Genomic DNA, 26,096 nt, shown 5'->3' on the forward strand with positions numbered 1-26,096 from the left:
AATTCATTTATATTTTTATGATGATATATAATGAGTTGCGATAAAATCTTTTAACTCTTTTGGTGTAAGAGGTTTGCTATAATAATATCCTTGAGCTTCATCACAACCATTTTCCCTTAAATATTGTACTTGTTCCTTTGATTCTACTCCCTCTGCTATAACCTTGAAACCTAAGTTTTTAGCCATATGAATTATGGTTTTAGTTATTATAGATTCCTCAAAATCTGTTTCTAAATCCATTATGAAGGATCGATCAATCTTCAATTTATTTATAGGTATCTTCCTCAAATAACTTAAAGAGGAATATCCTGTTCCAAAATCATCTACTGCAATCTTTAATCCCATTTCCTTTAAAGTATTAAATATCTCAATGGACCTTCCTATATCTTCCATCATAGTAGTTTCAGTTAGCTCAATTTCAATGCTATCTGGACTCAGTCCTACCTGTTGTAATATATCTTTAATAATCATACAAACATTGTCATGTTTTAACTGCACTGAGCTAAGGTTTACCGCAACTTTACTAACAGGTAATCCATCTAACTCCCATTGCTTAGCTTGAATTGCTGCAGTTTTTATCACCCATTGCCCAATAGATAAAATTGCTCCTGTTTCCTCTGCAATTGGTATAAATTCATCGGGTGATATCATTCCTAAGGTAGGATGCTTCCATCTTAGTAAAGCCTCTACTCCTATGGGTTTTTCATTGAGTAACTCCATTTGAGGCTGATAAACTAAAAACAGCTCATTATTATAGATAGCAGTTTTTAAATCATTTTCAATCTGAGCTCTTCTAGTAAGTTTTCTATCCATTTCTAAGGTATATACTTGCATACAATCTCCACCTTGGTTTTTTGCTTTTAGGATAGCTTTCTCAGAATGACTTATTAAGTCTTCACTGCCTTTACTTTCTCTTCTATAAAAACTTACTCCCATACTGCAAGTAATATAAATATAATTTTTATCGAAAACAAAGGGTCTACCAATTGCACTCTTAATTTTCTGGGTTATGGCACATACGTTATTCATTCCTGTGATTTGATCTAACAGTATGCCAAAATGATCTTCGCCAAGATATGCTACAGTAGCTGCGCCTTTTAAAATGTTTTTTATTCTATAGGCTACTGCTCTTAAAAGTTTATTTCCCATTGAAAAACCATAACTATCATTTACATTTTTGAATCTATCTAAGTCCACCATAATCATTGCAACTTTACCCTGAGGATCTTTATGGGTTTTTATTATTTGGCTTACAGCATTTTCAAAAAATTGACGATTAGGTAAATTTGTTATGCTACTATAAGTGGCTAAATAGTGTATTTTTTTTTCTACTCTTTTCTTTTCTGTTATTTCATTTAAATTTGCTATATAATTAGTTACTTGTCCATCTGAATTAATGATTTTATTTAATGCCAGCTCAGCAACATACTCTTCCTTGCTCTTTTTTATTCCTCTAATTTCTCCTTGCCAAAAGCCATGATTTTCTACTTGATACCACATATTCTCATAGAATTTGCTATCTTCTGGACCACTTTTTAAAAAGTCTTTTTGCTCCTTTACAAGTTCTTCTTTGCTAAAACCAGTTATCCTCATCATAGCTTCATTTACATACAAGATATCGCTTGGATCAGTAGATGTAAAAATTACACCATCATTAGCAGCAGAAAGGGCATAAGATACTAAATTTAGTTTATTATAGGCTTCCTTGAACTCTGTCACATCTGTGATCGTTGTAATCTTGCATTTCTCACCGTCCTCTTGCTCTAATAATGTGGAGGTTACGTAGACACTTAATAATCTTCCATCCTTAGTAATTACTGACCACTCGTTGCTAACTTCTACTTCTCCTGAAACAAAAGCTTCATGTGCTCTTATAGCATTGTCATGATTTTCTTCTGGAATCACTATAGTAAAGTGCTTGCCTATTAACTCTTTTTTATTATATCCATATAGCTTACAGTAAACTTCATTTACCATTTGGAAAAATCCCTTTTCATCTGTAACACATATACCAATATTAGTAACTTGAAAAATTGCATTTATTAATTTTTCCTTATTTTTTAGCTCTCTTTTTAAGTTGGTGTCACACTCACATGATTCTATTGGATATTCCTTGTGCTTTTGCAGTATATCTAATTCTCTCATTTCTTCACCTACAAATTCTTTTATTAAATAATGAACAAGTTCATTTTGTTAACAACTTTGGAAACAGCTTTGGACTAAACAAAGCTATTTTGTTACACCAAAGCAATTTGCCTAGGCTGAGCAACTGTAAGGCTGGTCAACAGTCCCTTACAGAAGACGGCAGACTTGTATCTTCCAGAATATTGTTAAATTCTATAAATTCTTACTACATTTTATAAAAATTGAATCCTAAATCTATGCCATTTTGATTTTTAGAATTGTACTAACAAATTCATTATGACAATAAGAATTGTAATATCACTAATATCGAATCAAAAGCTTGAAAGTTAACAGGCTTTCAAGCTTTTTATATTTTTACTTTCTAAAGAATTCTGCAATCCTATCAACTTCAACTGGTTTACTAAAATAGTATCCTTGTATCCTGTCACAGCCTAGTGTTTTTAAATACTCATACTGTGCTTTATTTTCCACACCTTCAGCTATTACAGTAATATCTAAGCTATGCCCAATTTCTATCATTGCCTTTATAATACTTCTATCACTTCTATTTTTTAAAATTCCATTCACAAAGGATTTATCAATTTTTAGAGTATTAATAGGTAACAGTTTAAGATAATTCAATGATGAGTATTCTATTCCAAAATCATCCACAATTATACTTATACTTTCATCCCTTAATAAACGTAATCTTTCAATACTCTCCTCTAAATTTTTCATAATGGAACTTTCTGTTATTTCCAGCTCCAAATTTTTTGGTTCAAAATTGGTCTTCACTAAAATATCTTCTAAACTATTTACTAGTTTGTTTTGCTGGATTTGTCTTGCAGAAAGATTTACAGCCAACTTAATGTCCTTTTGTTGTGGTTTTATCCACTCATTATACTGCAAACAAGCATTTTTAAGAACCCATTCCCCTATGGGCACTATGAGTCCCGTTTCTTCTGCTAAAGGTATAAAAATCTCTGGGGATATTATCCCCTTAGTAGGATGGTTCCATCTAATAAGCACTTCAAAAGAGCTAACTATTTGTTGTTTTATATCTATAATTGGCTGAAAATTAAGAAAAAACTCTTCCTTATTTATTGCCTTTCGAAGATCATTTTCTAGCTCCAATACACCTAATTTATTATGGTGTATACTTTTTGAATATATCCAAAATCTATTCTTACCCTGCTCCTTAGCCATATACATAGCTGAATCCGCATTTCTTGTTAGTGTATCTACATCATTTCCGGCCTCAGGATACCTTGCAATGCCAATACTGGTAGTTGTATAAATTTCTTTATTATCTATTATCAGTGGCTTTTCAAAGGACTTAATAATAGTTTCTGATAAAAATATATCTTCTTTGGATTTCATATTAATTATTGTAAATTCATCTCCACCTAATCTGTATATTATTCTATCCTTATTCTCCAATGCTCTTAACATTTCAGCTACTCTTATTAGTACTAAATCCCCCACGCTATGGCCAAAGGTGTCATTAACATGTTTAAATCTATCTAAATCTAAAAACAAAACAGATATACTTTTTTCTTCCATGCTGCAAAACTCTAAAGTCTCACTCAAATCCTTAACAAAGGCTGTTCTATTTCTTAGCCCTGTAAGATTGTCAGTAACAGCTTGTCTAAGAAATTCTCGAGAAAGCTTCTTCTCATTTTCCAATCTTGTCTTTACTGTGTTATAACTATAAGCAAAGAAGTAAAGCCAATACATAGCTAGGGAAATGTTTGCCATGGCTATAATAGTTATTATATTTTCTATCAGAATAATACCATCCACATTGAAAAAATTAACAGCTAATGCTAACCAGGAAATTATTATACTATACCAACTAGTAGTTATCATTCTTACCTTTACTTTTTTACTTTCACATTTCTTTAAAAAATCATAGCTATAAATTGAACACATATTTATGAAATTCATTGAAATTACTCTTAGTATTATTACCTCATTATTAGGTTTTTCTCCCCAAGGTAACTCCAAGAACTCACTAGTTCTAGCCAATTCTAACAGCTGAACTATACATAAAATTAACAAAGTGCTAGTTATTAAAACTATGGTCAATCTTATAAATAGACTTTGTCGTTTCCATAATAACAACAAATATTTCACTTAAATCACCCTTCAATATGAAGCAAATAAATGTTTAAGAGATAAAGCCTTATGATTTATTTGTTACAACCGTCCACTTTCCTCAGATGCGCTACTTAAAATATCCTTAAGGTTAAAAATATAAAGCTTTTCCTTAATATTATAATATTACTTGCCACTATGCACTGTTACATTTAACTCAAATAATTACAGCTGTATATATTACAAATTTAACATTTAACCTATACATAGTAACTATATAGGTTCGCTTAAAGCTTTTTGAAGATTAATTTATTCATCGTGAATGAAGTTCATGATGAATAAATTAACCTTTGACTAAGGAAGCCTATGCTTTAAAATTATTCAATAATTTATTTTCACTAACCAGTTTAAATCTTCATATACTGATATATAGTCACCATTGCTTTATGAGAAAAGAGGTGTTTAAATTGATGGCTATTATGAATAACTCCACTAATTCTATAGTCAATACTAAATCAGAAAAAGATTTTGTCACTGGCATTTACAATAGATGGTATGTTGATACTTTACTCACGAGTAAATTCCCATACCTGTGGCTCTGTACTCTTATGCTCCTAGATATTGATAATTTTAAAGATATTAATGAAAAGTATGGTAAAGCTGATGTAGATAAGATTTTAAAAGAAGTATCAGAAATAATTCTAACCACTGTAGGTGAATCAGGAATTGTAGCCCGTTCCCATAACCATGAGTTTATAGTAGTAATACCCTTATTAAGCAAGAGAGCTAGTTTTATTCTTGCAGAAAAGATAGCAACCACCGTAGCGAGAACTCCTATTTTATTGAAAAATGAAAAACAAAGCTTAACTATTTCCATCGGTACTTGTACTTTTTTAAAAGAGGAAAATAAAATCTCCTCCTTAGACCAATGGGTTAAAGCAACCGAAAATGCATTGCTAAAGGCTAAGACTCATGGAAAAGGCATGGTAATTCAGCTTTAATATTTATGTATATATAATGTAATAAAGATACTACGCTAATAATAAGCCTACTTTTACATTTTATTTCATGTAGTTGCTTTTAATTCATTGAGCATGTAGAAATACTATTTCAACTTATATTTTATGAAATTTTCATATTTTAAATATTGTTTTAACTCAAATTAAAGAAAAAAATCTCAGGTTAATATCTTGGTTTCCGTTACCAAAATTTTAACCTGAGATTTTAATATATTTTGAAAAGCAGAGCATCTTACCCTCTGAAAGTGGGGGCACTATCCAGAAAGTAACACCTTGGTAGGAATCTAATCCCCCTCCAAAGTGGCCAAACAGAATGAATTTGTTTATTATTTTATTAAAAGCCTTTGATAAAAATGTATATTTTTTTATTTCTTTTATTCTTTATAGTTGTTATAGGATTTTAAGGTAGTAATTTTCGTACAAGTGGCTTAACCTATACTAATTACTTGTTTATTTATCTTTATCTTGCGTTTTGTATAATGAATACGCTAGATACTTTTTCAATTATTAGTTTTTGTTTCCTTTTCCTTGTCCATTGTTTCCTTTGCTATTACCATTATTACCATTTCCCTGATTTCCATTGTTTGTTTTTTCTTCTTTTACTTTTTCCTCTTTAACTTTTTCTTCTTTTACTTTCTCTTCTTTAATTTTTTCTTTTTTAGCTTTCTCTTTTACTTCTGTACTTTCAACTGCTTTATTTGCGTCTTCAGTTGTTACTTCAGTTTCAGTTCCAGTTGTTTCTACCTTTTCTGATTCTTCAACAGTATTAGTAGTTTCTTTATTACCTTTTCTAATTTCTTTAATTTCTTTCATGATATCTTTTACTGGTTTTTTTGCATACTCTTCATAGTTTATGCCTGGGTTAACTGCTTCAAGCTTCTGAATTAAATTCATTTTTCCTGGAGATATTCCAAGTCTTTCAGCTTCTTTATGACGTTCCATATTAATATTTTCAGTTGTCACTGGCACTTCTTCTAGTTTTTCTTCAGTAAGTTCTTCCTTAATTACTTCTTCTAAATCTGTTTGAGTTTTTGCAGCTTCTTCCTCATTATTTGTAGCTACAGTAACTAATATTTCATTTTGAAGTTCTTCTTTTAAATACCCATTATCAATAGCGGCTTGTGTTAATAAATCTACAGCTTCTTTGATATCTTTATTTTCTAAATCAAGGCTTTCAAGAATCTTTATACCATCTTCATTTAATGCGCTTGCTTTAATAACTTTATCAAAAGTATTAGTTACTAATTCCACACTTGGATTAATATCAAAACTTACATATTTAGTAGGTGCTGTATAGCTATAAGCCATACCTGACACTCCTAGAGCTAAAGCTACCCCAGCGATAATAGTTGCAATTTTCTTATTTTTTAACATAATATTTCCTCCATACTTCAATTCTTTTTCTAAGTTTAATTAATAACATCCTGTTTTTAATATTTTGTTACACTTTTAAACATAAGTACTTATGCATTTATTTTTACATCCATGGATTTGTTTTGCACATGTTATAAAGTACGAAGGACTTATTAAGGTTTTTAGGGTATATTTCAAAAAAATTATTTTATATATAAAGGTCATCCCAAAATTCATGGAATGACCTTTATATATATTGAACCACTTCAACCTCGAAGTGATTTTCCTAACTTGGTTCTCTTAAATCCTTTGAAAAACTAATTTATTCATCATGAATGAAATTCATCATGAATAAATTAATCTTTGACTAAGAAACCCTATATATGCACATTTATAATAAATTAAGATTCTGTTATATAACTTTAGGATTCTGTTTTTTAACTTTCACTATCTGTTCCTTGGTGAATTTTTGAGCCTCTGTCCCCTTTTATCTTGTTGCCTTTCTCTGGTCTTACCTTATCAAAATTGTTGTTTTCAATTTTTGCTTTTATTTTAGTTTTTATTTCTTCACCTTTTTCAGCAGTAATTTTCCCGTTTGAAACCGCTTCATCTATAGCGGCATTATGTTTTTCTATTAAAGCTGCTCTAAAGTTCTCTAAGGACACTCCCTTTTCTGTTAAAAGGGTATTTAAAGTCTTTCCTTCTTTCCTAGCTGCAGTTAACTCTTCTTTAGTTATTCCAAACTTTTCGCTTAGCACTTCATCCATTTTAACATGCTTTACTGCCCTGAAATTCTTTTTCTCTTTACCCTTGTTAGGTGCAGTAATTTCCGTACTTTGATTATTGTTTGCTTTGTCTGTTGAGTTATCAGTAGCATAAACCGAGGTTCCTATACCAATGGATAAAGTTAAAGCTAAAGCAGTAACAATTAAATTTTTTTCATCATTCATTCCTCCATATAATTTATTTTTATATTTATTTTTTTATTTATCTTATGGTAATATACTACCCAAGTTATATGTCAATGAGGTGTCAAAAAAGTGATAAAAGTATTAATTATAATCTTTCTTCGCTTTCACTTTTTTTCTTGAGTATTTCAGAAAATTGTATTATTTTTCCCCCTTTATTCCCTTCTGTATTTTCCTCCATTTGTTTTCTATCCTCTGGTATAAAAGGAATGACGCCTTCATTGAAGGCTAGTTCTTGTAATTCCCTTGGAGCATCTCGTAAATCTACTGTAACCCCATCAATTGATACTAGCCATGCAAAAGGATTATCATAGATTTTACTTGGCAATGTCCACTTAGGGTCAAAGGGAATTATATCCATAAGTTCTTGGACTTCCTTAGATTTTGACGAACCAGTACTGCTACTTATTCCAAAACCTTCATAAAGTTTATTTGCCTTAAGATGTGGACTTTGGCTAGGGTCAAACATAAAATTCACTGTTCCAATTGCATGAACTATGCCACAAGCCCAAGTCTTACTTCTGCCTCTTAAAAGTGGCGATGGTCGCTTCCTACATAGGGCTGCACATAATTCTCCAGAAAGCTTTGCATACTCTCCATTCAAATTTTCAACACAAAAATTATTTATAAGAGCCATTATATCTCTATATTTTTCTTCCATGGATTTTGGCACGTTGTTTTTATTCATTTTTGTCTCCTTAGTACTTCTGCATAAAATTTCTCTCATACTAAATCATTCCTTATTTTATAAAAATTAAACATGTAAAAAGAATTAATATCTTTGAATTTATTAAGTAAAGCGAGTCAGTGTATAATATATCTAGGACCATTTTCAATGTCTTTGCCGTGAATTGCACTTTAAAAATGTGGTTAAGACTAATGGTATAAATATAAATTTTTAAAATGAAAGTAGGCGTTTTGTCATGATTGATATAGCTCTTTTAGGTTGTGGTGGCGGCATGCCAATTCCAGAAAGATATCTTTCTTCCTTGCTTATAAGTTATAAAGGGAGAAAACTTCTAATAGATTGCGGAGAAGGCACACAAGTCTCTATGAAACTTTTGGGTTGGGGATTTAAGTCCATTGATATAATCTGCATCACCCACGGTCATGGAGACCATACTGTTGGACTCCCTGGATTATTAGCTACAATAGGAAATAGTGGCAGAACTGATCCATTAACTATTATTGGACCTGAAGGAATAACAACTATTGTTAATGGCCTTAGAGTTGTAGCTCCTTATCTTCCTTATGAAGTAAATATCATTGAAAATCCTTCTAATTCTTTTTATTTATCTGTAGATAAAGAAGGAACTAAAGTTTCCTTTGAAGAGAGTTATTCCCAAAGTACCTCTAGTACTGATATGGTAATCTCAACATTGCCCTTAGATCACTCCTGCCCTTGCTTGGGCTATAATTTTTACATTAAAAGAAGACCAAAGTTTAGTGTGGAACAGGCTGTGAAAAATGAAGTTCCTAAAATTTTATGGAATAAACTTCAAAAAGGTGTTAAAGTAATACATGATGGCAATACTTATGATCCAAAAATGGTACTTGGTGTAGAAAGAAAAGGCATTAAAGTTAGTTATATCACAGATACAAGACCCATAGAAACCATTCCAGAATTCATTAGAAGCAGTAACTTTTTCATATGTGAAGGTACCTATGGAAATGATGAAGATATAGAAAAAGCTATAAGAAATAAACATATGACCTTTAGAGAAGCAGCAGCTTTGGCTAAAAAGGGTAATGTAGCAGAACTACTTCTTACTCACTTTAGTCCTGCCATGGCTAGCGCGGAAATGTATGTAGGTAATGCTAAGGAATTATTTCCGAACACCTTATTAGGTGAGGATAGACTTATAAAAACCTTAAGCTTTATTGATTAATTTTCATGTTTGGGGGAATAAACTTGCTTCGTATATTTGCAATAGATAAAAACTTACAGTTAGTAAAAAATTTGACCATAAAAGATTTAAGCAAAGCCAACTTAGCTTGGTATTGGGTAGATTTTCATAATCCAAGTGAAAAGGAAATAAAACTACTATCTACTTATTTCAAATTCCATCCCTTGGCTATTGAAGATTGTATCCATGCTTTAAATAAACCTAAACTAGATTACTATGAAGGCTACAACTTTTTAATACTAAATGCCTTAAATAAGAATGACTTAGCCCCAATAGAAGTTTCTCTTTTTGTTGGTGATAACTTCATAGTCTCTTATCATGATACAGACCTTTTAGAAATGGACGAAGCCTTCAACAGAATTAAAAATACTCCTCAGCACTGGGATAAAGGACCTATGTATGTTAATCATCAAATACTAGATGAGATAGTAGATCAATTTTTTCCAGCAATCTATGAAATAGAGGATGCCTTAGACAAAATTGATAATAATCCTGAAAATAAATCTATTCATAAACTCATAGATGAGATTTTTGCTATTAGAAGTGATTTATTAAAATTAAGAAGGGTTATTTATTCTATGAGAGATTTGTTGTATAGAATTTTAAATTCTGAACGCTTAAATAGCTTTAAGGATCACAAACTTTACTTTTCAGATGTTTACGATCACCTTCTAAAACTATCTGATATGGTAGAAGCTAGTAGAGATATGACTTCAGACATCAGAGACAGCTATATTTCCATAAATTCTAATAGAATGAATACTAATATGATGTTGTTAACAGTTATAACCTCTGTATTTATTCCTATAACTTTTATTGCAGGAGTTTATGGAATGAACTTTAAATATATGCCTGAACTAGAATGGAAATATGGGTATTTTATTGCACTTGGTGTCATGTTTATAATTAGTATATCCATGGTATTATGGTTTAAAAGAAAAGGCTGGTTTGACAAGTAAAAAAGGAAGGCTGTTTCGCCTTCCTTCTAATTTTTATCTTACTATAGAAACTCTAACTTTTTCAATTCTCTTTTCTTTTACATCTTCAATTTTAAAAATTAGGTTTTCAAATTCAACTATTTCATCTTTTTCATCATTTGGAATACTTCCCAGCAGGTTTACTACAAATCCACCAATGGTTTCCGAATGTTCACATTGTAACTTAGTGTCTAAATAATCATTAAACTCATCTATAGATAAAAGACCATTCACTATAAAAGTGTTATTGTCTATTTTCATAATATCGCACTCTACTTCATCGTACTCATCAAAGATATTTCCCATAACTTCCTCAATTAAATCTTCAATGGTTACTATTCCAGAAAACCCGCCATACTCATCAATTAGAATGGCCATATGATTGTTGGATTTCTGTAATTCCTTAAATAAATCATCAATATTTTTAGTTTCAGGTACAAAATACGGAGTTCTTAAAATTTTTCTAATATCCACATTGTCAAAGCCATGTCTACTAGCTTCTAAGAAATAATCCTTCATATACAGTATCCCAATAATATTATCTGAGTCTTCTTCGTAAACTGGTATTCTAGAATATTGTTCTTCAAGCAACTTTTTAGATATTTCAGTTGATGACCAGCTTATATCTATTAAAAACACCTCTGTTCTAGGCATCATTATTTCTTCTGCTCTTTTATTATCAAATTCAAAGATACTCTCAATCATTTCTTTTTCAGTTTCATTTATAACCCCATGCTCCTGACCTACTTCAATTAAAGATTTAATTTCTTCTTTAGAAACCTTCTCCTCTAAATTCTCTGTTTCATGACCTGTGAGCTTAACTAGTAGATTTGTTGAAAAAGAAAGAAACCTTATAAAAGGTTTAGTAACCTTTGAAATAAACATAATTGGTGTAACTGCAAACATAGCAATACTTTCTGCTCGTTGTAAGGCTATCCTTTTAGGATATAATTCCCCAAATACTAAAGTAATATAGGAAAGTATAATTGTTATAACTACAAGAGCTATTTGACTACTATAAGGAACTCCTATTCCTTTTAGCACCATGGCAAAATCGTCTGAAATTCCTGTTGCAGCAGATGCACTAGAAAAGAACCCTGCTAGAGTTATTCCAATTTGTATAGTTGATAAAAATTTGCTTGGTTCTTCTAGAAGCTTCTCTAAAAGAATAGCTTTTTTGTTGCCTTCCTCTGCTAGCATTTTCAGCCTATTTTTATTTAATGACACTATTGCCATTTCAGCTGCAGCAAAGAAAGCATTAATCATTGTAAGAATTAATATTAATAGTAGTTGTAAAGTTATACTACCATCCGGACCTGAATCCATTAGTATACCCCCTCGGTGGTTTAGTTTTATATAAATGATAATAACATAGTTTAATTTTTTTTTCAAATTCAATTAATTATTATTACCATTAATGTAAAAATACTATTATAATTTATATTTATTAACATGGATAAATATGAACAATTTCGTAAAAATAAGGAAAGGTTTTATCCTTTCCTTATTTTTATACTTTAATTTTTATATTCAAATTTAAACCAAGTCCGCATTGTGGTATATTTTCTCCTTTTTATCAAAGAAATTTAAGATATTATCTAGCATAGTTTCCTTGTTAGTATTTATATACTCTATCTGATTTTTGGTATAGTTTGTCCCAGAAAAATGAAAAGTTGGTACATTATTAAGGCACATGAGACACAAAATAATTGTTAGTAATTTTTTCATCTTGCACCATCCTTTCTATTTATCTTTAGTTTAGGATATTCTCTGATGAAATTGAATGCACTTTGTTTTTATATGTTATTAATAGTTTCTGCAAATTTTGAAACTATATGTTGCAAAATTACTAGTAAGATTTCTATAATAATCTACTAAATAAAATTATTGATATGAATAATGAAAAAAGCCTTCAGATTATATGAATAATTTTACAGATTAATCCACCATTAGCTAAAAGTATTGATATTTCTAACGTTGAATGTTAGCACTTCTTTATAAATGGATATATAATCCATTCCATATTTTTAATTTTTTCATTTGTTTTCCATATTAATTTCCATTTTTATAACTGATTTTAACATAAAGCTTTCTTGCAAATTTCTTTTTAACTTTCGTTATTTATAAATAATTTATATTTAAACTTAATAGCTATTAATTGACTATTAAAATCTATTTACCATTTTAATGCTCTTGTAGTATAATTATTATGATTTTACAATGGCTCAAAAATATTTTGAAGGCATACTATTTCTGAATTTTTTACCTAGAAATACTTCATTAAAAATAGCTCCTAATTAATTTGAAATCTGATTTAAAAATTCTTTAATTAGATTTTACTGAATCTATTGTTGAAATTCTAAATTTATTAATTCATTATATTAAAATAGAGGAAATAAAAGTTATAAAACTTATAATTTTATAACTGCTAGAGATATTTAGATGTAAATCAAGGCTTATTTAGATGATTTTTATCATTAAACTAGCTTTAATTTTCACGAATTTTTAACAACATTTTGGAAGCTTCAAGTCTGCCATCTTCTAAAGTGGCAGTTGCTCAGCCGAGGTAGGTTACTTTGGTGTAAGTCTTAATTTGCTTCCAAAGTTGTTAACAAATGAACTTGTTCATTATTTAACATAAATATTTTATAAGGAGATATCATGATACATAGCTTATTTGCAAATCTTGCTATTATAATAACCTTTGTGTTTTTAGGATTACAGTTTCTATTGAAATTTGATAAATTTAATAATAATCCAAAATTAATTATTTTATTTATAGGTTTGGCTTCTGGCATAAGTGGATCCCTACTTATGTTTTATTCTATCAGCATTGCAGATAAGGTGCTGGTTGATTTAAAGCATATTATTATTGCCGTATCTGGACTTTATGGTTCTTACCTTTCTGCAATTATTAGCAGTGCTATAATTGCCACTGCTAGACTTTTTATCTTTGGAATTAACCCCGCGTCTATTATTGCCTTTATTGGCATAATTTTAATGGGAATTTTATTCAGCTATATAAGTAGTTTAAATAAATCTAAAGCCTTTAAGTTAATCCTTATAAACTCCATAAGTGCTATATACATGCTCTTTAGCCTTTACATAAACTTAGGGTTTACTAAAACCTTTGTGAAGGCTTATAGTTCTTTTATAATTATATCCTTTATAACTTGTATTTTATCCTACTATGTATGTGAATATCTTTATAAATCCTATGAGAATTACAAACAATTATCTTGCTATGAATTAATTGTAAATAACTCATTAGATTTAATATGCGTTCATGACCAAAATTCTAAAATTAAATATGTTTCTCCTTCTATTAAAACCCTATTAGGATTTTCATCAAATGAGGCAATTGGAAAATATGCTTGTAACTTTTTGCATCCAGAAGATATAGATTATATTAAGGAACAGCATGCTCGCTTATTAGAAACCAGAAATATAACTACTAAAGCTTATAGGTATAAAAAGAAATCCGGTGATTATATTTGGTTTGAAAGTAAAATCCATGCTCTTACAAATAAAGACGGCTCTGTTAATAAGATTTTGACTATTTCTCGTGATGTGACAGCTAGAGTGAAAATGGAAGGAGAATTGAAGAAAACTAATGATAGGTTGATTGCTATACTTGATAATGGTGGTACAGGGATTACTATTAGAGATACAAATGGAAAACTTATAGACTCTAATAACACATACCTTAATATGCTTGGTTATGGCAATAAAAAAGAGGTGGAGTCATTAATTAATTTTGTTCCTTATGAAGAGCGAAAAAAAGATAAGGAGCTTATAAATGATTTATTGTCTGGGAAAAGATCTTCTTATAGAATTGAGAAAAGATATATAAAAAAAGATGGAACCACTCTATGGGCAGATGCAGTTGTAACCTTATTGCCACCTGATAACTCTAATGGTGCTCCACTTATTATAGGAATGATGAATGATATTACTAGTAGAAAAGCCTTTGAAGAAAAACTATTAACTATGGAAAGTCAGCTAAAAAAAGCTAATGAGGAATTAAAAGAAAAAAATAAAGTTCTAACTGGATTATCCTTTTCAGACGGCTTAACTGGAATTGCTAATAGAAGGTATTTTCAGGTGTCTCTAGAAAAAGAATGGAAAAGAGCTCAAAGAACTTTTAAACCCTTAACTTTACTAATGATAGATATAGACTACTTTAAAGCCTTTAATGATACTTATGGACATGTTCAAGGCGACGAATGCTTAAAAACCATTGCTACAACTCTGTCAAATACAGTAAATCGTAGTACTGACTTAGTATCACGACTTGGTGGTGAAGAATTTGCTATAATCTTACCCGATACAGACGAAGTAGGCGGAAAAGTCATTGCTGATAAGTTAGTTCAAGCTATAGAAGAGCTAAAAATTCCCAATGAAAATTCTAAAGCTATGCCTTACATAACAATTAGTATTGGGCTTTGCTGTGAAGCTCCAAATCTAAGTTCTGTTTTTGAAGACTTTATTCATCATGCTGATATTGCCTTATATAGAGCTAAAGCAATGGGCCGTAACAGAACTGAAGTATACACCAAAGCTCTAACTCCAAAAGATATAATACACCCAGAGTTTGATTTGTGGAAAAAAATAGAAGGAATAGCGGCAGATAAGTAATCCCTGCTGCTATCCCTTTTTTATTTTTTCTTATTAGGGTTGGCTTTATTATTTTCATTTTTGCTTAATCTATCATATTTTCGTTTCGAGATCCTAATAATATCAATAATTGATATTATTATTACGATTCCTACCGCTCTAATTATGCTTAAATTATCAGAACTAAAAATAAGTCTATCTAATAAAAATAATACTACCAATAGTACATTGTATTTTACAAAATAATAAGCTATATTTTTCAATTACGTCACCTCGTTAAAAATGTTCCCCATTTTCATAATACTTTTCTTTTTCTAGTGCTGTAAATATCACATCCACATTTGGGTAATCAATAGAATTAATATGTTTTGTAATTATTTTTGCAGCTTTATCTTGTATTTCTTGTCCTCTATCAAACCAATCTACTTCAACTCTAGGACTCACACCCACAAACTCTCCATCCTTTATGTATAACCTTTGCACCACTTCTAAAGTAAAGTAATCTCTAGGGCATTGTAATAAACTTTCTAGTTCATCAACTAACTCCTTACTTATTGCGCAAAGCTTTTTAGCCTCAACACCATTAAATTTTAACATTGGCATAATACTACCTCCTATTTTTTATATTTTTACATATAGATAAATAACTTCCATAGTTGCTTATACTGGCTGACTCAAGTGGCCTTTCAAATCTCACAATTTTTCTATCATAATTATTCTATCTAAACTTAGTAAAACTTCTTGTTTTTCCAAAGAGTCCATAGAGTTAGATTTTTCTATTTTTTCTCTCAGGGTCAATATTTCTTTATTTTTTGAGTGGATTGCTTTTTCCTTCTCTTCAGTTTCCATAAGACTTCTATTCAAAAGATTAATCACTGAAGCCATTTCATCTGAGCTACCTACTATTCTATTTAAAAGTAATAAATTTAAAGCTAATACTTGAGGAATTTCATCTCTAGTATATCTAAGTTGATGATCTATTTCTCCATAACCTTCCTCAAATATGGTTCTTACTTGTATTTCTGCAATAACCCTTTGATTAGTAGGAAATGACTCTATTAAGTAATGTACGGAACGATACCCTGTTTTTCTAGAATTAATTTCTATATTAAGTTCTTCAAATCTATCCGTGTCGTCTCCTTCTCTTACATTGGCAGTTATCTCAATTACCTTCCAAGTATTGCTTATAAAATTGTGTATATCTTCCCAGTCTTCCTTGAAAATATGGATGGCACGAACTCCGATTAAATCCGTTATTTGGTCTTTATAATTGTCAGTAGTAAATTGAAAATCCCCTCCATAGGCCTCTTTTCTACTGGCAGTTTTTCTAATAATCTTTTCTATTAAGTGTTCAGAATCTTTTACTCTAGATTTAACAGAATGAATTTTTTTATGATTTCTTAAGGTACTTGCAATAAAATCTGCCTGGGTTTGATATAAAGTTCCATATTGATTAAAATCCTCATATATTTCGTTTAATATGTTCCAACTAATATTATATTTAGTCAGATCCTCTTCTAAAATATTGTATTTACTACAAAAACTCGCCTTATGTAAGCTCATTGCCAAGACCTCCATTAACACTATTTAAAAAAACGCCTTATTTATGGATTTTTAATATAAAACCCTTATTATTTTTTATTTTTTCTTCCAGAAACCAAAGTAAGTATATATAATTTAAGTGTTCACTGTATTTCCCTATAAATCAATCCAAGGCATATTATAACATTTACCGATATAAAAATATAGCTTCAGGATTGATTTCCTGAAGCTTTTTTACCACATAGTTTATTTCAAAGCCTTTGTTTCCATAAGAATCTCCTCTACATAATATACAATAGAGTTCATATTTGAGGTGACTCTATTACCATTAAAATCTTCATCCAAGGTGGATATTATTTCTAAATTATGCTTAAGGGATTTTATTGTGATAAAATCTACTGAGTTTAAGGCATCTATAACCTCCTGTAAAACCAGCAGTATATTATCCTCTAATTTTAAGTTATTTCCCTCTCTCCATATTGTATAGTTTATATCGTAGGTTAAATGATTAATATCCTTAAAGTGCTGAAGGATTCTATGGATTCTATCTAATTTCTCTGGTTCTAATAAATGAAAAAGAAATTTAGATTCTTTAACCATTATTTCCACATTAGCATGAACCAAGTCTAAATCATTGAAAATCCCTGGGAAAAGTCTTATATATGATCTATCTCTCTCTTTTGATGGGTTTTTAAGTTGATTTAAAGTATATTCTAATCCTAAGAGCACTGATTTTTTACCAAATTCTAACCTTTTATTTGCCATATTATTATAATAAAAGTGGGAAAATACATAATTATAAAAGATTGCAATTATAACCCCCAGACCTAAAGCTGCAATTCTTAATCTAAAGGTTAACCAAATACTTGGCACTCCAAATACATCCTTTTGTACATACTGAGTCATATAGATACAGGTGAAAATAGCTACCGGCGATACCATTCTCCAATTTATTTTGAGGGAGACATACAAGGTTAATGCCATTCCTAGAGCAATAGTAACCACATTAATTCCAAAAATTAATATTAAAATTCCTGTGCAAGCAGCTCCTATGGTGGATGCCACCAGCTGACTAACACCGCCTCTTATTCCCATTACGTTAATGGGTTCTAAGTTATACATTACACCTAAAAGTACAGATATCATATCTAATCTAGTAATAGGAAAAAATATTCCTATTACATATCCCGTTGCTATGGCTAACATAGCTTTTATTATATATAATTTAGCATCAAATAAAACTGCTTCCTTGCTTAATCCTAAGAACTTAATCGCCTTTTGCATAGGTACCTCCTAAAAATCTTTACTAATATATATGTATTATATGCAAAAGGAAAAAATTATATAAAAACATGAGTCTATGCATATAGAAATTGCAAATTCTATGTGCATAGACTCATGGATTTTTAATTTTAAAAATTATAGTGTACTAAATCCAACTTCTAAACTTATTATAGATTTTTAAAGTACACTTTATTTCCTTTCTCCCATAGCCTCTTATGTAAACTTACTTAAACTTATGTATAAGTTAAGGCTATAGTTATTATGAAAGAATTGTTCCGCTATCTTTGAACCCTATAAATAAATCTATAGTTAAGTATTTTCTTATTTATGAGTTATTATATTTAATGTTTCGTTTGTCGTATTTCTCGCTAAATTGCCCATATTATCTGCATTGTAAATAATAGTAGCAGCTATTAAAAAAAACACAAAGCAAACTGCCACCTTTGGAAAAATTTCATTTACTTTACTCATTATTCTCTATCCCCCTTACCCCTTCAATAATAAGTTTAGGAAAACCCTGAGGAGTATTTTAATTTTTCATACCTTTAATTATACGTTATTTCTACAGAAAAGTTAGTTCCAAATTATTAAATAATTCTTAAGAATTTCTTAAAATTAAAGAATAGAGAATATGAGTTTATCCTTGAAAGGTTATTATATTATTTTACCTTTTATTTTTCCATGAATCCTTTAGTGGAACAATTCTATTAAAAACAATGCTATCTTCTGTAGAGTATTTTTTGTCTACAACAAAATATCCATGTCTGATAAATTGATACTTACTTTCTGCTGCTGCACCATTTAAGGCTTTCTCTACCAAACAACTTTTTAGTATTATTAAAGAATTGGGATCAATCTTTTCCTCCCAAGTTTTTGAGCTATCCTTTAATAACTCTTCATTTGAAACTAGTTTATCATAAAGATTAACCTGTGCCTTTATTGCATGATCCTTGGATAACCAATGAATAGTTCCTTTTACCTTTCTCCCTTCAAAGCCAGAACCACTCTTAGTTTCTGGATCATAGGTACAATGTAGTTCTATAATTTCTCCCTCTTCATTCTTTATTACCTCATTACATTTTATGAAATAAGCTCCTTTTAAACGTACTTCCTTTTGTGGAGCCAGCCTATGAAATCCCTTAATAGGGCTTTCCATAAAGTCGTCCTTTTCAATATAAATAACCTTTGAAAAAGGAACTTTCCTACTTCCCATTTCAGGATTCTCCATGTTATTTTGAATGTCTAATAGTTCTTCTTTACTTTCTCCATAATTAGTAATTATAACTTTAAGAGGATTTAAAATTGCCATAACAGAAGGCACTTTTACTTTTAAGTCATTTCTTAGACAATGTTCAAGCATTGATATGTCTATGGTACTTTCACTTTTTCCAACACCAATTTCTCCTAAAAAGGCTTTAATGCTTTCTGGAGTGAACCCTCTTCTTCTAAGGCCTTTTAAGGTCGGTAGTCTTGGATCATCCCAACCATCCACAAATTCATTAAACACTAAATCCCTTAAATATCTTTTACTTGTAACAACCCCAGTTAGATTAAGTCTTCCAAACTCTCTTTGTCTTGGAGGTTCCACAAAATCTAACTCTTTTAAAAACCAATCATAAAGTGGTCTATGATCCTTAAATTCCACGGAGCAAAGAGAATGGGTTACGCCTTCAATAGCATCTTGAAGAGGGTGAGCAAAATCATACATAGGGTAAATACACCACGTATCCCCTGTTCTATAGTGATTTGCATGTTGAATTCTATATATTACTGGATCCCTAAAATTAATATTTGGAGAACTCATATCTATTTTAGCTCTTAACACCTTGGAGGAAGATGGGAACTCACCCTTTCTCATTCTATAGAAAAGATCTAAGTTTTCTTCTATACTACGATTTCTATATGGGCTATCTACTCCGCCTTCAGTTAAGGTTCCTCTATATGCTCTTATTTCTTCTGGGGATAAATCACAAACATAAGCTTTCCCTTTTTTTATAAGCTTCACAGCTAGCTTAAATATTTCCTCTGAATAATCTGATCCATAAAAAATTCTATCTTCTGGATCATAACCTAACCATTTCATATCTTCAATTATTGAGTAAACATACTCCATATCCTCCTTAAGAGGATTAGTATCATCAAAACGTAAATTAAAAAAACCACCATATTTTTTTGCTATTGTATAACTAATATTAAAAGCATAGGCACTACCGATATGAAGATACCCATTTGGCTCTGGTGGAAAACGAGTAGTTATACTTCTTGTAAATACTTTCTCTTCAATATCAGTTTCTACCATTCTTTGAATAAAATTTGACTCCATATTTAAATTCTTTTCACACATATTAATACCTCCTGGTTAATAATTGATGAACCTAATTAAAAGCAATAAAAAAACTCTCACCTCCAAGACTTTTAGTCTTGGGGACGAGAGATATTGCCTTCGTGGTACCACCCCAGTTTATTAATATGTTGCCATATTAACCTCTTCGGGTACTACAAAACGTTAATACCCTAGCTCTGTAACGGGAGCAAACGCCATAGCCTCCCCTTTACAAATATATTTATAAAGCTTCGGTATGGAGCTCAGAGGCTTGTTTCAATATATATTTCTCTGCTCCTTCTCAGCTACCAGAGCTCTCTGTAAAAGTCCTATATGTTTACTCTTCTCATCATCGCTATTTATGATTTTATTTATATTATATTATAACAACTTCATTAAGTTGTCAACAAATTAAAAAACTTATGCCCTCGCCTAAACTTATCTTTGTAAAACTAGTTCTATAAAGGAATTTGGCACATAAATTTATAGAAAAATATTTATGCAAAGGAGAATAAAAATGATTAACTTCCCACTATATATTCCTGAAAAAAGAGAAGCTGATAAAAGGGTATTCTACCGTTTTATTAAAAATGAATTTAATAACAAGAACTATATGTTATGCCTAGACATTAAGCCAACTGAAGCTACCTTAGATGTGTTAGGCTTTAATAGTTTTAAAACCTTCGAAACCGAAGCTGAATTAAAGGATTTTTTTGGTCTTGTAAGTAACGTTGAAGAATCTATTGAGGGCATTATGTTATTTAACGAGGAGGGTCAAAAGTTTTTAAGTTTAAAATCATGTTAGCCTTCAAAACCCCTAACTATTAACTGCAGATAATTGGCTACTTGTTAATTTAATAATCCATAAGAAGTTAATTAAACCTTAAATTGTGAACATATTAAATTCGCATAATTGTAAACTTTAAGTTTTACCTATATACAAACCACTTTTACATTCTGATTAACACTATTTTAGGGGGAATTTATTGTGATAAGAGAGTTTAATGCAGAAGATAAGGATAATATTATAGAGCTTCTAAGAAAGGGGTTCCTATTAAATCAAAGTGATATAGATAGTTTTTTTCAAGACCCAAACAGAAAATTAATGGTTTATGATGAAGGTGGTATCTGGGGGTTTGGATATTTAAAAAACACCAATAAAGAATCTAAGGAATACTGCATATTAATTTATGTTCATCCTCACTGGAGAAAAAAAGGTATTGGTACTGCTCTTTATAATAATCTTACCTCTTACCTAAAAAAATTAAATCCAAATCTTTTAACCACTTATTTTAGAGTAGGTAAGGAAGACTTTCAAGGTTTCTACAGAAAATTAGGCTATAAAAGATGGTGGGGCTGTCACGAAGCTTATTATACTGGTTCCTATCAACCTAATGTGGCTTTAAATTTTATAAACTATGAAGATAAGTACTTTAATAGTTATACAAAACTTATTCAGGAAGGTTTTTATGAGTTAAGAAAAGAAAATGATATAAAACCCTACAAATGTGATTTTAATGAAAAATATAGAGAATACCTGCTAAATAATAAAAGTGATATATACTTATTACTTAATAAAGATCATATTATGGCAACAGCAGTAGTTCAACAGGGATATTTGGATAATATTGTAGTTGCTCCTGAATATCAAGGACAAGGACTTGGCAAAAAGGTTACTCAATTTGCAATAAATAAAGCATTGGAAAAAACTCCTGCAGAATCAATCCACCTTACAGTCCTAACCTGGAATAAAAAAGCTCTAAAACTTTATATGGACTTAGGCTTTGAAATTCTTCATACTGTAGATTTTTATAGACAGTTTTGTGATAAACAGCTTTAAGTTAATCTTCAAGCTGAAAAGCCTTAGGGATTAGGGAATACTTGGTACTGGTTGTTCTCATTATTCCATTATAAAAGTATAATCACAATATTAATTCTAAAAAAGAGTAAACTTAATTCTAACAAAGAAACCTTAGGTAGTAATTTTTCCACCTAAGGTTTTCTCATTTTTTAGATTACAGTTATATCTTTAAGCAACTGAAAATTATTTCCAGTAAGCACAAGGGTATCCCCTTTTTTAATTACAGAAGAGCCTTTAGGAGTTATGACTTCATTTTTCCTTTTTATCATTACAACTAAAATTTCTTCAGGTATATCAGCATCCATTATCATTTTATCTACCCAAGGACTATCTTCTTTAATAACCATTTCTATTAACTGAGTGTAAGTTTCATCTTCATAGTCATTGAATACTTTAAACTGAGATACTTCCTCTTCCACTAAATCTAATTTATTTGCTAATTTTGGAAGAAGAGCCCCTTGCACACTAACAGAAAGTAATGCAATTATAAAAACAGTATTAAATATTTCATTTGCAATTGGAATTTTATTAGTTAAGGCATAGGTTGCAAATACGATGGATGCTGCTCCCCTAAGACCAACCCAAGACACTAACAATTGTTGCTTTATTGGAGTTTTAAACCATATAAGTATACTGCTCACTGCAATAGGTCTTGCTATTACTACTAAAAATATTGCAATAAGGATACTGCTACCAAGAACTGATGAAAATTGAGAAGGAAAAACTAATAATCCCAAAGTGAAGAATAATATAATTTGCATAAGCCAAGATACACCATCAAAAAAGTGATCCATGCTTTTCTTATGAGGAATTTTATTATTCCCCATAACAATTCCAATTATATATACAGCTAAAAATCCATTTCCACCTGTAAAATCACTTAGAGCATAGCCTAGAATTACAATAGCTATAACTAAAATTGGATATAAGCCATCAATTTCGAACTTAATGTGCCTTAAAAGAAATACGGATATTACTGCTAAAATAACCCCAATTATTAAACCGAAGATAATTTGTTTCACTAATAACTGTAATATAGATTGTCCTCCGCTACTAGTAATTAGAGATAAAATCACCACCGTAAGCATATAAGCAACAGGGTCATTGCTACCACTTTCTATTTCTAGCATAGGTGCAAGACCACCTTTTAAGTTCAATTTTCTTGATCTAAGAACTGAAAACACGGAGGCTGCATCTGTAGAAGAAACAATAGCTCCTAGAAGCATTCCTTCTAAAAGTGTAACCTTTAAAACAAAATGAGCAAACACTCCAGTGAAAATTGCTGTTAGAACTACTCCCACTGTGGATAAGAGTATAGCTTGTGGTGCTATTGACTTTGCTGACTTCCAGTTAACTCCAAAGCCTCCATAAAACATAATAAACACAAGACCTATATTAGAGATTTGCTGGGTGAGTACAGAATCGTCAAAATATATACCACCTATGCCATCATAGCCAAGGAGCATACCTAAGGTAAGAAAAATTAAAAGAGTGGGGATTCCAAATCGATACAATAATTTACTAGATAATACAGAGGCTAGTAATACTATACCTGATAGTAGTAAGATTTCAGTCATTATCATCTTCCTTTCTTAAAGTAATTATATTGTTGTATGAAGGTGACTACTTTTCCATGAAAAACTTTATAGTTACTAATATGAATTATTTTAATAATGCATTATTTTATAATATATGAATTACAAACATATGTGATTTCTCTTAAAATAGATTGTATTTATAAACTGTATTTTAAATGATCTTTAAAATAAGACATGGTTCCATATATTATTATACATTTTTTTGCGGTAATGTGACTAATAATTTAGAAATATTAAATAATTGTTTACATTATGAACGATTATGAAACACTTCTACATTTCTCTCATGATTTTTAAATACTGTATCTTTAAATAATTGTAAATTATCCTCATTGCTTTCCTCGCTGCTTTTGAAGATGATAAAATAAGTTTTTCTTCCATATTTCCTATGTGAACCATTAGCTTATAAATTAATATACTAGGAGTAAAACAATGTATTAAGGTGATAAAATAACATGAAAATTCATAGCATGGATTGTTCGAATAATAGCTTTAGAGAATTAGGTATAGAAAACAAAACCGTATTGTCCACAAAAGCATTTAATGAATACTACACCAGTGGTAATTATGAGACTTACTTTATAGAATACTTTGGCGATATTGCTTCTGCCTTGTCTAAAATTAACTATGCTGATGTGTACCTTACTGATAAATTCTTTGCAATACTATTTGTAGAAAGAGGCATGCTTAACACACTACTTCAAAGTGTTCCTGAAATTACTGAAATACAACAAAATTTCATTTATACTCTTTCTGAACTTATAATTGATAAGGATATTAGCAAGGAGTCTATTTTTTATCCAGATAGTATTCCCCTCAATGGTGAAGGTGTGGTAGTTGGGATTGTTGGTGCTGGTGTGGATTACTTAAGTCCAAGATTTATTACAGAAGCTGGGGATAGTAGAATCCTATCTATATGGGATCAAACCATAAATACAGGTCCTAGTCCTGAGTTTTTTCCCTATGGCACAGAATACACTAAAGAAGACATAGATACTGCACTTAAAACCAGTACTCTTGGAAAATCCCCCTACGAAATAGTCTCCCATAAAGATGATATTGGTCATGGAACAGCAATAGCAGGTATTATTGGTGGTAGAAATTTAGGTGGCGAGGATAGCTTAAAAAGCATTGTTCCTAAGTGTGAATTTGCCATTGTTAAACTTCAGGAAGCTCAGGAATCTGTACTAGAATTAGCTGGCATAGAAAAAGGTGCTAAAAATCTATACCAATCTACTACTATATCTTCAGCAATAAGATATCTTTCTGATTTACAAGTAAAGCTAAGAAAACCTATGGTGGTGTACCTTCCCCTTGGTAGTAATTTTGGAGGTCGCGATGGTGAAAGTATACTTGAAAGATATATTGATAATTTAACACAAAGAAGAAACTTTCTAGTGGCTACAAATACAGGTAATCAAGGAAATGGTAGAACCCATACCAGTGGGACCATTTCCTCTACTGGAGATACAAAGGATATCTTTGTAAATATAAGTGAAGCTCAAAAAGCTTTAAATATATCAATTTTTACTAGAAGACCAGATATTATATCCATAAGTATAACTTCTCCAAAAGGAGATACTATAAGCAAAATTCCTATACCTTCCATTACTGAACAAAAAAAATACTTGACCTTTGAACAAAATAGTATTAATATTAACTATTTTGCACAAGAAACCTTAACTGGATCAATAAATATAAATATTTTAATTAAGAATACCATTGAAGGCCTTTGGAAAATAAGTCTTTTGGGAGATTATATTGTAAGTGGTATCTATGATGCCTGGATACCACAATCTGAATTATTAAAAGGTGATACCAGATTTTTAAATCCTGATCCTTACACAACTTTATTGACTCCATCTACCTCAATAAATGCTATGGTAACTTCTTACTATAATCAAATAGAAAATACTATAGCTGAAAACTCCGGAAGGGGTTATCCCAGGAATGGAAGAATTGAACCTGCTATAACTATTGAAGGACTAAATTTACTAACCTGTGGCTTAGAAGACTCATTAATACTTGGTAGTGGTGCAGCTATGGCTGGTGCCATATTAGCTGGAGCAGTAGCATTAGTTTTTCAGTGGGGTATAGTCCAAGGTAATTACCCAGAGCTCACCCCTCCACGAGTTAAGAATTATTTAATTGCTTCTGCAGTTAAAGATGATGACAAGATATATCCAAATCAAGAGTGGGGCTTTGGAAAATTGAGCCTAGAAAGATTGTATGAGGTATTATACAGAACTAGCAATATTAATATTCCTAGAAACCGTAATTTATCCAATAAGGATGAATTCAGTAGCTACTTGTATATAAACATTCCTGAAGAAATATATAAGAATATCAATAAATAAAATTTTCATATCATAATTTAATTTATGTTTTATAATGAAAACTGTCCTCATATGCATAAAAGGAGATTA

The 26,096-nt window shown here is 30.4% G+C and carries 19 protein-coding genes and 1 other annotated feature; of the genes, 7 read left to right on the forward strand and 12 right to left on the reverse strand.

The annotated features are described in order from the left end of the window. Positions 1 to 15 precede the first annotated feature (15 nt). Positions 16 to 2,145 (reverse strand): sensor domain-containing protein, encoded by a 2,130-nt coding sequence (locus tag B3040_RS16375; protein WP_291575593.1) that lies wholly within the window; start codon positions 2,143 to 2,145, stop codon positions 16 to 18. A gap of 354 nt (positions 2,146 to 2,499) precedes the next feature. Continuing rightward, complete coding sequence (locus B3040_RS16380; RefSeq protein ID WP_291575595.1) at positions 2,500 to 4,260, reverse strand: putative bifunctional diguanylate cyclase/phosphodiesterase; 1,761 nt, start codon at positions 4,258 to 4,260, stop codon at positions 2,500 to 2,502. 431 nt (positions 4,261 to 4,691) lie between these two features. Between B3040_RS16380 and B3040_RS16385 the strand changes: the two genes are divergently transcribed. Further along, positions 4,692 to 5,222 (forward strand): GGDEF domain-containing protein, encoded by a 531-nt coding sequence (locus tag B3040_RS16385; RefSeq protein ID WP_291576004.1) that lies wholly within the window; start codon positions 4,692 to 4,694, stop codon positions 5,220 to 5,222. 525 nt (positions 5,223 to 5,747) lie between these two features. Here B3040_RS16385 and B3040_RS16390 read toward each other — a convergent pair. The 3 genes from B3040_RS16390 to B3040_RS16400 form a co-directional block, all read right to left on the reverse strand. After that, a complete protein-coding gene (locus tag B3040_RS16390; RefSeq protein WP_291575596.1) occupies positions 5,748 to 6,614 on the reverse strand; it encodes an anti-sigma-I factor RsgI family protein in 867 nt (288 codons plus the stop codon). A gap of 416 nt (positions 6,615 to 7,030) precedes the next feature. Beyond that, positions 7,031 to 7,543, reverse strand: a complete 513-nt coding sequence (locus B3040_RS16395; protein ID WP_291575598.1) for a hypothetical protein — start codon at positions 7,541 to 7,543, stop codon at positions 7,031 to 7,033. A gap of 106 nt (positions 7,544 to 7,649) precedes the next feature. Then, positions 7,650 to 8,288, reverse strand: coding sequence for a DUF6398 domain-containing protein (locus B3040_RS16400; RefSeq protein WP_291575600.1), 639 nt, complete (start codon positions 8,286 to 8,288; stop codon positions 7,650 to 7,652). A gap of 196 nt (positions 8,289 to 8,484) precedes the next feature. On the opposite strand from B3040_RS16400, the gene B3040_RS16405 reads away from it, so the two are divergent. Continuing rightward, positions 8,485 to 9,450, forward strand: coding sequence for a ribonuclease Z (locus tag B3040_RS16405; RefSeq protein WP_291575608.1), 966 nt, complete (start codon positions 8,485 to 8,487; stop codon positions 9,448 to 9,450). A gap of 23 nt (positions 9,451 to 9,473) precedes the next feature. Beyond that, positions 9,474 to 10,427: a magnesium/cobalt transporter CorA gene (gene corA, locus B3040_RS16410; RefSeq protein WP_291575610.1), complete on the forward strand. Its 954-nt coding sequence runs from the start codon at positions 9,474 to 9,476 to the stop codon at positions 10,425 to 10,427. Between the two features lie 33 nt (positions 10,428 to 10,460). On the opposite strand, the gene B3040_RS16415 is transcribed toward corA, so the two are convergent. Next, positions 10,461 to 11,771: a hemolysin family protein gene (locus tag B3040_RS16415; RefSeq protein ID WP_291575612.1), complete on the reverse strand. Its 1,311-nt coding sequence runs from the start codon at positions 11,769 to 11,771 to the stop codon at positions 10,461 to 10,463. A gap of 1,335 nt (positions 11,772 to 13,106) precedes the next feature. Between B3040_RS16415 and B3040_RS16420 the strand changes: the two genes are divergently transcribed. Beyond that, entirely contained in the window at positions 13,107 to 15,083 is a 1,977-nt protein-coding gene (locus tag B3040_RS16420) for a diguanylate cyclase domain-containing protein (RefSeq protein ID WP_291575614.1), read from the forward strand. A gap of 255 nt (positions 15,084 to 15,338) precedes the next feature. On the opposite strand, the gene B3040_RS16425 is transcribed toward B3040_RS16420, so the two are convergent. The 5 genes from B3040_RS16425 to B3040_RS16445 form a co-directional block, all read right to left on the reverse strand. Further along, positions 15,339 to 15,665, reverse strand: coding sequence for a DUF1904 domain-containing protein (locus B3040_RS16425; RefSeq protein WP_291575625.1), 327 nt, complete (start codon positions 15,663 to 15,665; stop codon positions 15,339 to 15,341). A 90-nt stretch (positions 15,666 to 15,755) separates the two neighbouring features. Further along, the gene (locus B3040_RS16430; protein WP_291575628.1) at positions 15,756 to 16,625 is read right to left on the reverse strand and encodes a RelA/SpoT domain-containing protein; all 870 of its coding nucleotides are present in this window, start codon (positions 16,623 to 16,625) and stop codon (positions 15,756 to 15,758) included. A 225-nt stretch (positions 16,626 to 16,850) separates the two neighbouring features. After that, a complete protein-coding gene (locus B3040_RS16435; RefSeq protein WP_291575630.1) occupies positions 16,851 to 17,888 on the reverse strand; it encodes a hypothetical protein in 1,038 nt (345 codons plus the stop codon). Positions 17,889 to 18,209: 321 nt separating this feature from the next. Next, positions 18,210 to 18,359 (reverse strand): hypothetical protein, encoded by a 150-nt coding sequence (locus B3040_RS16440; protein WP_291575633.1) that lies wholly within the window; start codon positions 18,357 to 18,359, stop codon positions 18,210 to 18,212. A gap of 193 nt (positions 18,360 to 18,552) precedes the next feature. Next, complete coding sequence (locus B3040_RS16445) at positions 18,553 to 20,232, reverse strand: glutamine--tRNA ligase/YqeY domain fusion protein (RefSeq protein ID WP_291575641.1); 1,680 nt, start codon at positions 20,230 to 20,232, stop codon at positions 18,553 to 18,555. A gap of 76 nt (positions 20,233 to 20,308) precedes the next feature. Beyond that, positions 20,309 to 20,573: a binding site (T-box leader), on the reverse strand. Positions 20,574 to 20,728: 155 nt separating this feature from the next. On the opposite strand from B3040_RS16445, the gene B3040_RS16450 reads away from it, so the two are divergent. Both B3040_RS16450 and B3040_RS16455 read left to right on the forward strand, forming a co-directional pair. Continuing rightward, positions 20,729 to 21,016: a hypothetical protein gene (locus tag B3040_RS16450; protein ID WP_291575645.1), complete on the forward strand. Its 288-nt coding sequence runs from the start codon at positions 20,729 to 20,731 to the stop codon at positions 21,014 to 21,016. A 183-nt stretch (positions 21,017 to 21,199) separates the two neighbouring features. Then, positions 21,200 to 22,051 carry a GNAT family N-acetyltransferase gene (locus B3040_RS16455; RefSeq protein ID WP_291575647.1) on the forward strand — a complete coding sequence of 284 codons (852 nt, stop codon included), beginning with the start codon at positions 21,200 to 21,202 and terminating at the stop codon, positions 22,049 to 22,051. Between the two features lie 170 nt (positions 22,052 to 22,221). Here the strand turns inward: B3040_RS16455 and B3040_RS16460 are convergent, their stop codons facing one another. Continuing rightward, positions 22,222 to 23,649 (reverse strand): potassium/proton antiporter, encoded by a 1,428-nt coding sequence (locus tag B3040_RS16460; protein WP_291575650.1) that lies wholly within the window; start codon positions 23,647 to 23,649, stop codon positions 22,222 to 22,224. Positions 23,650 to 24,140: 491 nt separating this feature from the next. Here B3040_RS16460 and B3040_RS16465 point away from each other — a divergent pair, with 491 nt between their 5' ends. Further along, positions 24,141 to 26,027: a S8 family peptidase gene (locus B3040_RS16465; RefSeq protein WP_291575652.1), complete on the forward strand. Its 1,887-nt coding sequence runs from the start codon at positions 24,141 to 24,143 to the stop codon at positions 26,025 to 26,027. Positions 26,028 to 26,096: the final 69 nt, after the last annotated feature.

The sequence above is a fragment of the Clostridium sp. UBA4548 genome, assembly GCF_002387895.1.
GTDB lineage: Bacteria > Bacillota > Clostridia > Clostridiales > Clostridiaceae > Clostridium_J.